The 13767-nt window shown below is 69.3% G+C and carries 10 protein-coding genes; 8 read left to right on the top strand and 2 right to left on the bottom strand.

The window, feature by feature from the left end:
* Nucleotides 1-7: 7 nt before the first annotated feature.
* A complete protein-coding gene (locus N2652_09425) occupies nucleotides 8-4378 on the bottom strand; it encodes a hypothetical protein (protein ID MCX7819408.1) in 4371 nt (1456 codons plus the stop codon).
* An 89-nt stretch (nucleotides 4379-4467) separates the two neighbouring features.
* Here N2652_09425 and N2652_09420 point away from each other — a divergent pair, with 89 nt between their 5' ends.
* Both N2652_09420 and ccsA read left to right on the top strand, forming a co-directional pair.
* Nucleotides 4468-5556, top strand: coding sequence for a cytochrome c biogenesis protein ResB (locus N2652_09420; GenBank protein ID MCX7819407.1), 1089 nt, complete (start codon nucleotides 4468-4470; stop codon nucleotides 5554-5556).
* Nucleotides 5553-7247 carry a cytochrome c biogenesis protein CcsA gene (gene ccsA / locus N2652_09415; GenBank protein MCX7819406.1) on the top strand — a complete coding sequence of 565 codons (1695 nt, stop codon included), beginning with the start codon at nucleotides 5553-5555 and terminating at the stop codon, nucleotides 7245-7247. Before N2652_09420 ends, ccsA begins: the two co-directional genes overlap by 4 nt.
* Nucleotides 7248-7391: 144 nt before the next feature.
* On the opposite strand, the gene N2652_09410 is transcribed toward ccsA, so the two are convergent.
* Nucleotides 7392-7544 (bottom strand): hypothetical protein, encoded by a 153-nt coding sequence (locus N2652_09410; GenBank protein ID MCX7819405.1) that lies wholly within the window; start codon nucleotides 7542-7544, stop codon nucleotides 7392-7394.
* 17 nt (nucleotides 7545-7561) lie between these two features.
* Here N2652_09410 and N2652_09405 point away from each other — a divergent pair, with 17 nt between their 5' ends.
* The 6 genes from N2652_09405 (at nucleotide 7562) to N2652_09380 (ending at nucleotide 13767) form a co-directional block, all read left to right on the top strand.
* Complete coding sequence (locus N2652_09405; GenBank protein MCX7819404.1) at nucleotides 7562-8011, top strand: hypothetical protein; 450 nt, start codon at nucleotides 7562-7564, stop codon at nucleotides 8009-8011.
* Nucleotides 8008-8412 carry a response regulator gene (locus tag N2652_09400; protein MCX7819403.1) on the top strand — a complete coding sequence of 135 codons (405 nt, stop codon included), beginning with the start codon at nucleotides 8008-8010 and terminating at the stop codon, nucleotides 8410-8412. Before N2652_09405 ends, N2652_09400 begins: the two co-directional genes overlap by 4 nt.
* Before the next feature lie 194 nt (nucleotides 8413-8606).
* Nucleotides 8607-9293 carry a 6-phosphogluconolactonase gene (locus N2652_09395; GenBank protein ID MCX7819402.1) on the top strand — a complete coding sequence of 229 codons (687 nt, stop codon included), beginning with the start codon at nucleotides 8607-8609 and terminating at the stop codon, nucleotides 9291-9293.
* 121 nt (nucleotides 9294-9414) lie between these two features.
* Nucleotides 9415-10782 carry an FAD-dependent oxidoreductase gene (locus tag N2652_09390; protein ID MCX7819401.1) on the top strand — a complete coding sequence of 456 codons (1368 nt, stop codon included), beginning with the start codon at nucleotides 9415-9417 and terminating at the stop codon, nucleotides 10780-10782.
* A gap of 118 nt (nucleotides 10783-10900) precedes the next feature.
* On the top strand, nucleotides 10901-12298 hold the full coding sequence (gene argH, locus N2652_09385) for an argininosuccinate lyase (protein ID MCX7819400.1): 1398 nt from the start codon (nucleotides 10901-10903) through the stop codon (nucleotides 12296-12298).
* Complete coding sequence (locus tag N2652_09380) at nucleotides 12298-13767, top strand: hypothetical protein (protein MCX7819399.1); 1470 nt, start codon at nucleotides 12298-12300, stop codon at nucleotides 13765-13767. The genes argH and N2652_09380 overlap by 1 nt, the downstream gene beginning before the upstream one ends.

Genomic DNA, 13767 nt, shown 5'->3' with positions numbered 1-13767 from the left:
CGTTCGCTCATTCTACTGCATCGAACCACAGATCGAGCTCAATCGCTCGACCGGCCGGCACACGTAGGCCCTCGGCGTGGGGCCACTCCGGAGGCTGCGACCATGTCGCCGCCGCGGTGTCAGAGGCCGCGCGCGACCCGTCAGACCACTCGAGCTCGATCCGGAAACGCCGCAGGCTGAACCAATCACCGCCGGGACTCCACACACGCAGCCGATTGCGCACGCCGAGGGTCGCGATCGCGGCTGGCGGTAGCGGTAGCCGCACTGGCGCTGAAAAGCTCCCCGCCAGTTCGTTGCCATGCGCAGGGCGCATCGGCCCCAGATCCACGCCGTTCAGCTCCGCGCGGCTCTCGTAGCGCCCCGTTCCCTCGAAGCCTTTGCCCTCATACACCAGCCACCCGGCCGCGGCGGTCCGCAATAACGCCACCGGCTTCCCGAGAGGCGTCGCTGGTTCCCGCTCCATCTGGTCCGGTCGCGTCGCCAGCCGGCGGACGAGCTCCGGCTCGCGAGTCTCGATCCGTAGATCCGCCCAGCAGGCCCAGTCCCCCGCCGAGTTGTCGCGAGGCCCCACATCGGCGACCAGATTCAACCTCACCCGCCGTCCCGCCCAGCCCGAGAGGTCGGCCTCGAACGAGCGCCACTCGTGGCGGTCAACCCACAGTTCCGCAACGCCGCTCGGGCTGCCATCTTCGTTCTCGACTTCAACTCGAAACAGTATCCCGTCACCGGGATCGCTGCCATCGCGCTTGCCGACCAGGCCGCGCAGCGATGCCGCCGGCCGCACCGGCAGCTCGATCGGAGCGAACCGCGCGACCACCGCACCAACCCCGCCACGATAGGGTGGATGCATGAACAGGCCGTCCAACACCTGGCCGCCACAGCTCAACTCCTCCGCCCATTCCGCCCGCGCGCCGCTGTCCATCTCCACGGCCATTTCCGGCCGTCCACGCAGCCGCATCGCTGTGGTCATTCGCGGTGGCAGTGCCGCAAGGCGCCGATGAACGCGCTCCGCGATCCAGACCGCGTTCGTCCGGAACCGCCACGCACCGCTCGCGATCTCGATCGGCACGGCTTTCCACCCCTGTTGCCGAGGCTCGCCGAGATCGAATCGGGCCTCGCCGGTATGCTCCGGCCTCAGCCGAAGCCTGCGGTGTTCCTCGCCGAGCCCGAGCACCGCATCGATCGCCCCCGGCCCCTGGTATGCGACCTGAACCAGCAGCGTGCGGGCATCCTCCAGGCGCACGGCCAACTCGAACGGTGCCACCACCAGAAACTCAAGCCACCCACGGTCCACGGGATACCACAGATGAGCGCCGGGCGCCGCATCCGATGGAATCGCGATCTCGAGGTCCCGACCACCGCAACGGGCGCGCACCCGTTCGCCCGGAACGACCTCGGTGCGATCCGCCGACGGCTCCTCCACCTCCGGGGACTCCCCCGGGTCGTGCTCGAGGCGATAGCTTACTGCTCCGGCGACCGGGACGATCCAGGCCAGGCCCCGTGCTCGTCGCACCTCCGCCGGTCCCAGAGGCCGGCGCTCTGCGTCGAGAGCCACCGCCCGCGTTGCGGAAACCGCGAAACCTGCCTCGCCGCCGAATGGCATCACCGCCTCCCATTCGCCCTCGCCCACTCGCCGACACAGCGCCGGACCGGTGCCGGCTACTCGCGGAAAGCGCACGAAACCACCGCGGCCATCGAGGTAGAGCAAGTCCGGATCGGCGGCGTAGTCACACCGGACTCCCCGCTGTTCGCCGGCAAATACTTCCACCGATCCATCTTCAGTCCACCCCACCCACCCGTTCGGCGGCAGATCCACCTGTCGGCCGAACACCACGCCGCGGAGACGTTCCGACCGGTGGCCGTTGACCACCACGCAAGTGCCGTCTGAATAGCGCACCGCCACTTGAGAACGCCGATATCCGCCCGATGCGATCGCCCGCGAGGTCGGTTCAAAACGGCCAGCGGCATCCGCGTACAAGATATCCACCGCGTCGGCGGTGCAGTAGCGCCGGTGCAGCGGCAGCGTCATGCAGTAGCTGCGCAACGCTGCGCGCTCCCCGCCCTCTGTAACGAGAAAACCGGAGTGGCCGAACGCAACCGTCGCGGCAAGGAAACGGTCCAACCACGCTGGGTCCTCCCGCGTGCGGGCGCCGCGCTGCGCGTAAAACATCTCCGGATTGCCCATCCCAAAGTCGCATTGGAGCGGGTGAATCCGCCGCAGATCGAAGTCCACCAACCAGGGGTTTTCGGCCGGCCGGTAGTGCTGGTCCTGCGCGTAGTTGCCGTCGGTGAGGCCGGCGTAGAAGGCATGATAACCGCCTTCTGAATACACCGGACCGTTCCACGCGGCTTTCTGCTGCAACATGATCTCGCCATAGGCGTAGAACGTCGCCGCCATCGTGCCAGCGCCGGGCACGCGGGCGTCATAGTCCACGCGGTCCCACGGCGCCACCGCGGTGTGCACATCGCAGTAGGCTGTGTTGAACCGGAACTTCCGCTGAATTTCCGGCGCGAGTCGCTCGCAGAACTCGACGGCGCGGGCGGGCTTCGGCGCGTAACAGCGGAACCACGCCCTTTGCCAGTCAAGGTCCGGTCCCCGCGCGACCATGTCCGGCGAAAAATATTCGTTCACAGGCGCCAGGTCGGTGAAGTTGTTGTAGGGACCGTACCGATACCCGAGCTCATCAATCATAAACCGGGTGTAGGCGGCTTGCGCCTCGTCGCCCCCTTTGCCGGGCGCCGTCCGCGTCCGAAACGTGAAGCTTTCGCCGCCATCGCGCCACATCGTCTCATGATCCGTCACCACCATCTCGGTGATGCCCAACCGGTGCATCCGTGCCCAGAACGCCCGGTCGCGCGAGCGGTCCGCCGAGGCCCCGTGCGCGCGCCAGACCCGCGAACCGGTGACCGCCTTCCATGGCGACGGCGGATTGGGAATCGTCGGCAACACCTCCTCGAACTGCGGCGAGACCGCCAGCACAAACCGCTCGACCACATCGTTGCGTCGCCCGTCAGTGCGCGGCCGGTAGCGGACGCCGCCATGCAGCGCGCGGCCATCGCTCTCTGCCGGCGGGGCGGGCGCCCACATCTGACTGGCGTTTGAGCGGTACCAGTCTACGTGAACTGCCGCAAACACCCTCGCGTCCGCTCGGCCGAACACCGCAATCGCCGGCCGGCCGCCCGCAGCCGGGTAGTACGGCAACGTCACCAGACGCGCTCCAGGAGGCCCCTCCACCTCGCCCGCGACGACCTCCGCAACGCCACCCCCCGGCGCCAGCACGTCCACGGCCAGCGACTTCGCCAGCAGCGTGAACGCATACACCACCTCCTGCGTGTGGCTCCGGCCGCACAGCTGCCACCGCTGCGTCCACACACCACCCGCCAGATCACCGCTCAACCACACCACCGAGTCGGGCACCTCCGCGGTGGAGGCCGAGACCAGCCGAACACCGCCGCCCACGCACGGCCGCACCCGCACCGGATCGCCCGCCGCTCCGTCCGCCCGTCGCCCCTGCCACGTCGCGATGATGCCGCTCCATGTGCCCTCCGCCGGTTCCACGCGCCAAACCAGGCGACCGTCGGCACCCTCATACGTGAACACGGCCGTTCGATCCTCCGCCACGACCCGGACCGAAAATTCCGGCGTGAGATTCGTCGGCGCAATCGTAGTCGGCGTGGTCGGGAAGGGCAGCCGACCTGGCCCCGTGTTCAAGCCGAGATTCTGGCCCGGCCATGGCGAAAGGTTGCGAGCCGGCCGCGTCGCGAACTTGAGCGGTGGAAACGCCTCGCGATGCACCCCCAGATGGTCAAATGCCAACCAGCGATCCGCCGTGTTGGTGCCGCCCGCGATGCGCAGCCCGAGCATGACGCCGCCGTCTCGCAGCGCGTTGAGTTGAGCCGCATTCAAACGCCGGTGGAGCAGATGCCACTCCTGCCAGTTCACGATCCCCAGCGGCACCTCGTGCGCGCGGCCCTCAAGATCCCGCAGCATCGCAAATATCGAAACGTTTGGTGTTGTCGGATCGCGGCGCCACCCCCATGTGTTGCCGTAACACCACACCGTCACCGCGTCGAACCCGCCGGTCAGCACCAGCGGCGGATCGGCCACCACTCGCACCTCCGCCCCCGGACCGGTGCCCCGGTAGGTCAAACGCCCCACCCGCGCCCCCCACAAGCCGGGTTCCTCCACCCGTTCGAAGCGCGCCAGCGCATCGCGGCATTCTACCTGCCAAGTGCGGCCGGTCGCCTCAAAATCCTCCAGTGGTGGCCAGAAATCATTCGTCCGGCCCGCCCAATCCAGCTCATAGGGGCGCCCCCCGCCCTCCGCCGCCGCCACCAGCGCGCACAGCCCCACGGCCCCGACCCGGCACAAACCCATCGCCCGGCCTCGCATCCGCACTGCCTTTCCGTCAGCCCCGATCCCCAATTCGCTCACGACCGTTTTGTGCGGTACTGTAGACCCATACTATGGGTGAATACAGCCGCGACACCCCTCCGTGGCTCCGCCGCCTCGCCGACCCGCGCATCACCGTTGCGGGCCTCCTCTGGTTGGCCGCGCTAACCGTGTGGGGCACCCTCGCGCAGGCGAACCCGGCGGTCGGCCTCCACGGCGCAACTCAGCGCTTTTTCCACTCGTGGGTGTTCCGCGGTCCGTTTGGCCTGCCGCTGCCGGGCATGATGGGATCGTGTGCACTGCTGACGATCCATTTGCTGGCCTCGATGGCCGTGCGATTGCGGCGCCGCGGCGCCGGGCTCTGGCTGACACATCTGGGGCTATTGCTGATGATGCTCGGCGCGTTTTTCACCCGCCAGTCCGCGCGTGAGACCGTCGTCGTGCTCGCGGAGGGCGAACAAACCGCGGTCTCGGTATCGGAAACAGAGTGGGAACTGGCTGTGATCCGCCCCTTGCCCGACGGTTCCCGCCAAATCACCGCACATCCGTTCCGCGGCCTGCGACCGGATCTCGTGATCGCGCTTCCCGCGGCCCTCGGCACGGTGGCGATCGAGCAGGCCTGGCGCTCCGTGGACACCACACACCTGCCCGCGCGCCCCGCCCCCGAGAACCTGCGGCCCGCGCCCGTGCCCGCCGATCCGCGGCGCGCCCTGCCGGCCATCGTTCTGCGCGTCGCCGATCAGCGGATCGCGCTGCTGGGCGAGGGCGAAGCCCTGGCGCTGGGGCCACCAGCCGGCACCGAACCGGCGACCGTCTACGTCCAGCTCCGCCGCGCACGCCATCCTCTGCCCTTCACGATCCGACTGCTCGACTTCGAAAAGGCCTTCCATCCCAACACCCGGCTCCCCCGCAGCTTCCGCAGCCGGGTGGAGCTCTTGGAGGACAACCGCGCCCGGGAGGTCGTGATTTCGATGAACCGCCCCTTGCTACATGGTCCGTTTGCGTTCTATCAATCATCGTACATGGACACGCCGAACGGGCGGGAAATCTCGGTGCTGGCGGTGAGCGAAAACCGCTTCCGCCCGGCCCCCTATCTGGCCACCGCGCTAATGGCCATCGGCATGGTGATGCACTATCTGCGGCCGGGGAGGCAGGCTCGGTGAGGATCCCTTCCCAGCGCGCGATCTGGCTCGCAAGGCTCCTGCTCGCAACCATGCTGGCTCCGTGGTGGCCATCGGCAGATGCGTCGGCCGCGCCACCCGAACTTCGGGAGTGGACGCTGCTGCCAGTGCTGGAAGGCGGCCGGCCGATGCCCCTCAGCGCGTTCGCGCGCCTCGTGCTGCTTCAGATGTCCGGCCGCGGAAGCGTACCGCAGCACCGCAGCGCCTCGGCCTGGCTCGGTGACGTCCTCTTCCGGGGCGAGGCGACCGAGGACGACCCGGTCTTCCTGATCGGTCATCCCGACCTGGCCGACGCGCTGGGCCTCACGGCCGAGCGACCCAGGTTCCGCACGTCCTACCGGGCGCTGGCGCCAGCGCTCGATCGCTTGCAGCGACTTGCCGCGTCGGCCGCCGCGCGACCGGCAGCAGAACGTTCCGCTCTGGACCGTGAAGCGCTACGACTGGCTTCGGCAGCGGAGCTGTATGCATCGCTGCGCCGCGGGCTCGCGCCCCACATCGTCCCCGGAGGCCAAGGCCCACATGCGCACTGGCTGGCACCCGCTGATCTGTCCGAAGCGGCGGCCAGCCGGCCGATCGCTCGCGAAGCGCTCGCCACATGGAACGAGATCGCAGCCGCCTGGCGCTCCGGCGACGCCGCAAGCCTCGCGGCCCATGTGCGGCGGTTGCGAGATTTGGTCATCGCTGAGGCCGCGATTCCGCATTTCCGTGCGCACCTCGAAGCCGAGGGGTGGCTGGTGCGGGTGCGCCCGTTCTGGTGGGCGTGCCTGATCTGGATCGCCGCCGCGCTCTGGCCACGACGCGCTGGAACCGACCGCACCCGACGCCTGTTGCGTACCGGCGGTGCCGCCCTACTCGCCATCGCGCTCGGGCTGCACACCGCAGGGCTCGGACTCCGTGCATTCATCATGGGCCGGCCTCCCGTCACGAACTTGTACTCGACCTTCATTTTTGCGGCGTGGGCGTCAGGTGTGGCCGCCGGGATCGGGCTCGTACGGCGCTCCGACCCGCTGCGCCGCGGCGGTGCTGCAGTCGCCGCGGTGCTCCTTCTTGCCGCCGGCCGCTACGAGGCCGATGGCGACACGATGGCCCGGGTCGTCGCGGTGCTGGATTCGAACCTCTGGCTCACCGCACACGTGATGACGATCATGCTGGGCTACGCCGGTTGCCTGCTCGCCGGCGCGATCGGCCACGCCGCTCTCTGGACCGCGGCGCGACACGGCCCCGACGCCGCCGCAGAACAGTTCCGCGCGATCCGCGCATGCCTTGCCTTTGGCCTCGTCTTCACGTTCCTCGGCACCACACTGGGCGGGGTCTGGGCCGACCTGTCGTGGGGACGGTTCTGGGGATGGGATCCAAAGGAGAACGGCGCGCTGCTCATCATCCTCTGGACCTCTGCGGTGCTCCATGCACGGGCCTCCGGCCTGATCCGCGACGCCGGGCTGGCCGCAGGAGCGGTGGTGACCGTCGCGGTGGTGCTCACCGCCTGGCTGGGCGTCAACCTCCTGGGGATCGGGCTTCACGCTTACGGCTTCACATCGGGCACTGCGCGCGGCTGGATGGCCGCAACCTTGTTCGAGCTGGCGTTCGCCACGCTCGGACTTCTCGCCGTCCGCCACAGAATCGCGCGCGAACTGTCGAAGCATCCCCCAGCCTCATCCGTACAGCAGGCCTGAAGCCCATCCGGCAGGGCGGAACTCGGCTTTCCAAGTGCGTTCGCCACACCGCCAAACGCCGTGAACTCGACATGCGTGGAGGGCGCCGTTCCACCGGCAACACCCGGCAAGGCCCTCCCCGCCGCAGTTTCGCGTGAGCGCGTGTCAGCCGCCCTGGCTGACCGTCGCCGGCGAGCATGGTCCCGTCTTGCCCGTTTCCCCTTCGCGAACGCCCGCCGGAGAGGTCGCGTCCTCCTCCTCGCCCCAGCCGGTGCCTCCCCGTCCGACGTGCAGTAGCTTCGGACGACCCCTCTGCATCGGTGCAGTGTCCCTCGATGGGGAACATCCACCTGAGCGACCATCACACCCCCCTCAATGTGAAGAACGCATGTGAGAGCGACGCAACCCGGCTTGACCCTCCGTCCGGATTGACGGCGCAGGGTCGCAAAGGCACGATCATAGCCATGGGACAGCAACTCCGCATTCGGGTCAAACGAAAGGCCCGCAAACGCTATTGGAAACGGCTCGCCGAGCGTCGCCGTCAGGAAGCTGCGGCAGCGGCGAAGACCAAAAAAAGCCCGCCGACGCCCGCAAAGACGGCACGCGCCGCCGAGCCGGCGCCGGAACCGCCCCCCCGGGAGGCCTCCGAGACCATCACCTCCGCTGCGCCGCTCGAGAACGCGCCGGAGCCAGCGCCGACCGCTTCAAGCACACCGAACGAACCTGTCGGCGAGCCCATTGAGCTGCACGGCTCTGAATCGGAGAAATCGGACGGTGCGGAATGATCCTTGTCGTCGATGACGACCGAACGCTGACCGCGCTGCTGGCCGAACTTCTCACAAGCGAGGGCTACGAGGTGCGGATCGCCCACGACGGCGCCTCCGCGTACCGCCACCTCCGTGACCCCAAGTGCAAGGGGGTGCTGCTCGACTTTCACATGCCCGGCGTCAACGGCGCGGAACTTCTGATGGTGATGGAGGCCGAGGGTATCCGCCGGCCGGTCATCGTGATGACGGCCGACCCGGACTTCGACGAAGAAGAAATGAAGCAGTTCGCAAATGTCCGGCGGCTGTTTCACAAGCCGTTGTATCCGGAGGAAATCCTTGCCGCAGTGCGCCACCATTTCGAACGGCCAGGTGGCGCGCGCGCCGCAGGCTCCGCGAGTTCCGCCGCTAACCCCGGCTGAGCTGGCCGGCGCACCACTCCTCCGCCGCCCCCCCGGGCCGCCGGCTGCTCATTCTGCGTTGACCCCTCGGAAACCTCTGCTGCGGCGGCCCGCGGAACCACAACGGACACCCGCTGCGCGCCGCCGCCCGAACCTCTCGGCCGAATGAGGCCCAGGCTGGCGGCGGCCGCCGGCGGCGGTATAGTAGCCGCACGATGCAAATTCGAATCTTTTCCGATTCCCAGACCCTGGCGGAGGCGCTCGCGCAGCGGCTGCGGGAAGCGTTCCGGGAGGGCCCGGACACCGCGGTGATGCTCGCGGGCGGCCGGACACCGTTAGCCGCATACTCCAAACTGGCGGAGGACGGTGGTCTCGGGCCGGACCCCGCAATCGCATTTCTGAGCGATGAGCGTGTCGTGCCGACCGACTCTCCGGAGTCGAATCAGGGCGCGATCCTCCCGCGACTTCGGGCCGCAGGCCTGCCGCCGGAGCGGTTCATTCCGGTGCTCACCGACCGCTCCGCCGACGAGGCGGCGGCGAGGTTCTCCGCCGACCTGGACTCACTTCGGACGCGGGGGACGACGATCCGCTTGGGGCTCCTCGGGCTCGGCGCGGACGGGCACACCGCGTCCCTGTTCTCATTGGAGGACGTCGCCCGAGCGACCGGCTCGGGCCGGTGGGCCGTGGCGGTACGACGCGCCTCGCCGCCGGACCGCGTGAGCACCACCCCCCCATTCTTCCAGCTCATCGCCGAGTTGCTCTTCGTCGTCACCGGCGCGGACAAGGCGCAGATCGTTTCACGGCTGGTTCGTTCGCCCGAGCAGCTGCCGGCCGGTGCAGCAACCGCGGGCCATCCCTCGGTCGGCCTCTGGCTCGACCGCGCCGCCGCGAGCGGCATCTGATCCGCTGCGGCCCCGCCGCGCCGGCTGAGGACTTCAGCGGTTTCCCGCGCCGACGACAGTTCTGGTTGCATCGAGTCGCCTCTCGTCTTAGGGTGCGGCGCATCAGCCACGGGAGGTCCTCATGAATCCGTTGAGGCGCGTGTCGCGCCGAGAGATTCTCTGTTCGATGGCGCTGGCGGGTCTCGGAGCGCCATTCGCACGCCGCACCATCGCCGAAGAACGGCCTGCGAGCGAAAGCGCCCGCGAACTGCAACTGGTCCCCCGGGAGCACCGGCCGCAATATCCCGCCCGGCGGACCGCTGAGGGCGTGATCCAGCCGGCCCGTCCACTGCCGATTCTCGAGGAGACCGACGTGTTGGTCGTCGGTGGCGGCGCGGCCGGCGTGGCGGCGGCGGTCGCCGCCGCGCGGGCGGGCGTGCGTACTGCGCTGATCGAACGCTACGGCTTTTTCGGTGGCCTCTGGAGCGGTGGCATGGTGCTGTACGTGATGGGCACGCACGCCGTGGTTGGGGGACAACTGCGCCGAACCCTTCGAGGAATCGGCGGCGAGCTGCTCGACCGCCTCGCCCGAATGGACGGCGCGATCATCCACCACCGCGACGACCGTGCGAACCCCACCTCCGACCCCGAGGCGACGAAGATCGCCATGGATGAAATGGTCGGCGAGGCGGGCGTTCGCGTGCTGTTCCACTGCTGGGCGACCGACGTGGTGATGGACGGTGACCGCCCCTGCGGCGTGGTGGTGGATGGCAAGTCGGGGCGACAGGCGGTGCTGGGGAAGGTGCTGGTTGATGCCACCGGCGATGGCGACGTGTTTGCGGCCGCGGGCGCCGAACACGAACAGCGCCTGCATGCGATCGGGCTGGTGCACCGGCTCGGCAACGTGGATCGGGTGGACCGCGAACGGCTGCGCGCCGCCGGCGTCACCCATCTTGGAGGGGTCACGCCGCTGCCGTCGGTGACGTGGGTCAACCTGCGAGGGCCGAGCGCGAACGCGCTGGACATACGGGAGCTCACACGGCTGGAGATCGAGCACCGTCGCGCGATCTGGCGGCGAGTCGTCTCGCTGCGCCAGAAACCGGGCGGCGAGCCGCTCTTTTTGCTCGACACCGCACCCCAGCTCGGCGTACGCATCAGCCGGATCCTGGCCGGCGAGCAGACGCTTACGCGCGCGGAGGCGCGAACGAGCCGCCGGTTCCCCAACACGATCGGCGTCGGCGGCGACGAGGCAGGGAAAGGGTGCGAATGGCCAATTCCATATGGCGTGCTCGTCCCCAAGAAGCTCGACGGCCTGCTCGCGGCGGGTCGGTGCGTCAGTGTGGACGAGAAGTTGATCGAAAGCATGCGTCTGATCGCCGCCTGCCTCGTCACCGGCCACGCCGCCGGGGCGGCGGCGGCGCTCGCGGTGAAGGACCGATGCGAGCCGCGGCAGGTGGACATTCCGAAGCTGCAGGCGCTGCTGCGCGAGCAGGGCGCCTATCTCGGCTGATGTGCGGGTGGGCGCTCGCCGGCCGCGACCCCACCCCCGCCAGTGGACCGCCCCGCCCTTCTCGCCAGCCCGCGTTCACGCGGCTATCGTAGGTTCACGTTTGCCGCCGGAGAACGCTATGAGCAAACCAGCCATTCGTTCCACCGTGGTCGGTCGCGTGCGGGAGGATGTGCTCGCCTACACCGCGAGTCGCGACGTCGAACTCGACCGCGAGCTGCTCGTCTACGACTGTGCCGGCACCGCCGCGCACGCGATCATGCTCTCGGAAATGAAAATCCGTCCGCCGGTGCTCCGGCGCCGTGATGCGCGCGCGGCCGTCGAGGTGCTCGCCGAGCTCGCGGAGGAGGCCACTCGCGGCCGGTTTCAAATCCGGCCGGAGGACCAGGACGGGCACCTCGCCATCGAGCGACGTCTCACCCAGCGGCTCGGCGAGATCGGACGGCGCATCCACACCGGCCGCAGCCGCAACGACCAGGTGGCGACTGCGCTGCGTCTGCACACCCGTGACCATCTGCTCGCCGCCGCGTTAGAGATTGCAGATCTCGCAGACGCGCTGCTGACGCTCGGGGAAGCGCACCGGGACGTGCCGATGGTCGGCCGGACCCATCTTCAGCCGGCGATGCCGTCGTCCGTTGGCCTGTGGGCCGCCGCGTGGGCCGAAGACCTGCTCGACGACGCCGCGATCGCGCTGGATGCGGCGGACCTCGCGGACCAGTGTCCGCTGGGCTCCGCGGCCAGTTACGGCGTGCCGCTGCCGATTGACCGCGAACGGACCGCGGAGCTGCTGGGTTTCTCCCGAGCAACCCACACCGTGCTCTATGCCAACCACACCCGCGGAAAGATCGAGGCACTCGCCCTGCACGCCGCCGCGCAAACGATGACGACGCTCTCGCGGCTGGCGGAAGACCTCGTTCTGTTTTCGATGCCGGAGTTCGGGTACTTCGAGCTGCCGGAGGGGTTCTGCACCGGCAGCAGCATCATGCCGCAGAAGCGTAACCCCGACGTGCTCGAACTGGTACGGGCGCGCGCCGCGCGCGTCGCCGCCGACGCCGCCGTTACGCTCGAAATCCTGCGAGCGGCTCCCTCAGGGTACCAGCGCGATCTGCAGGAGACCAAAGAACCGTACCTGCGCGGCATGGCAACGACCCGCGCCTCACTGCGGATTCTTGCGCCCCTGGTCCGCGGTCTGAAGGTCTGCGCGGACCGCCTGCGAGCGTCCTTTGATCCCTCTGTGTTCGCGACGGACCGCGCGCTCGAGCTGGTCGCCTCGGGCATGCCCTTCCGGGATGCTTATGGCGCGATCCGGCAGCGCCTCGGGGAGCTGCGCGCGGAGGATCCGGGCGCCGCGATCGCGCGCAAAACTCACCTCGGCGCTCCGGCCGGTATTCGCTGGGACGAGTTGCGCCGCCGGGCTTCGGCCGTCCGTGAAGAGGCAGCAGGTGAACGAGCGCATCTGCACCGCGCGCTCTCTCGGCTGTTCCGGCGGCCATTTGCGGGCGGCGACGATCCCACCTGATGCACGCACCACCTCCCACTGTTCCGCCGCCGTTGGGCGGGGGCGGCCTCCAGCCGGATCCGTTGGAGCGGCTGCGGCAGTTGACAATGCGAGAAGCGGGCGGATCGCCACCCCCCGCTCTACCCGCAACGCCCGCCCCTGCGCCCCCGCCCCTGCCCGTCATGCGCCCGCCGGTGCCGCCCTCCCCCCGCCGGCGCCGATGGCTGTGGACCGCGTTGACTGCCGTGCTGCTCGCCGTCTTCATCGGTACCGCACTGGCCTTTCGGCAGCGCTGGCAGCCGGTTGTTTGGCCGGAGCCCCGGCCGGGTGTGCGCGTTCTGCCCAGCGCCCCGCCGGTTTCCTCGCACGCGCTGCCAAGGGATTCGGCACCCGCTCTGCTCCGTTCTATTCGCGGTGCCGCGCGCGCTCTGGCGAACGTACCGGCCGCCGAACGCAGCCGGTTTCGAACCGACGGTATCGCCGAGGGTTCCGCCGCGCTGTGGACGAGGGCTCTGCAGACGGTCTCGCCGCACCGCCCCGCATGGAGTCGCGCAGCCCGCGCGCGCTGGGTCTACTGCGAAGATGAATCTAGCGATGAGCTGGCCGGCTGGCTGGCCGAAACGGTCGCGATGGCGACGCTCGAAGCCGCGCGCGCGGAGCTGGAGTGGGTCAACGGCCGGACGAACGTCGCCTGGGGGGCTCTCGATGACCTCTTCCACATCGGCAGAGGACTGTCGGCCGGTGGGCCTCTGCCCGAGGTGATCGCGGGGTGGGCGGTCAGCGCGCAGGCACTGCGGGGCGCGCGCCGTCTTGCACGGCGTGCCCCCGCGGTCGCGGAGATTGATCGCCTCGACCAACTGGTGCAATCGATTCCGAGCTCCGCCGCTACCGCGGCGCTGGAGGGTCTGCGGTACGAAGCCGCGATGGTGATGAACGCGGCGCAGCAGATCCACTCGTTGCTGTGGCTGGGCCACCCGCCGGTGGAGGGGGTGCGTCGCCTGCCGCGCTGGTTGCGGGCCATCAACCGGCGGTTGCTCGTTCGTTTCGGCAGCGAGCCCTCGGCAACCCAGCGGCGCATCGTCGCCGCGATGTCCCTGCTGATCGGTGCGATGGAGGGTGCGCCGGAGGTCGAACGCCAGTACCTGGAGCTGCGACACCGTCTGCGCGCGCCCGGAGCACTGTTCAGCGATCCGGTCGCGGTGTCGGTTCTGCGTGCCTTTTTGCCGAACCTCACCGCGTTGCGACAACGCGTGGCGGAAATGGACGAGGAACTGGCCGCCACGCGCTGGGTGCTCGCGGTGCGCCGCTTCGCGCTCGCGGAGGGACGCCTGCCGGCGACTCTGGAAGAGGCCGCCACCGCGATCGCGCACCATGGTGGGCCGCTGCCGCCGGCGAGGGGGTTTTCGCTGCGCACGAGTGGCCGTGCGTGGGTGATCGCCGCCGACAGCGGCCGCGTGTACGGCCTTCGGGACCTCGCGCCGGAGCGCTAA

Source organism: Kiritimatiellia bacterium (assembly GCA_026417735.1).
Taxonomy (GTDB): Bacteria; Verrucomicrobiota; Kiritimatiellia; order PWTM01; family PWTM01; genus CAACVY01.
The sequence above is the reverse complement of the archived record's forward strand: the minus strand, read 5'-3'. Positions and strand labels throughout refer to the sequence as shown.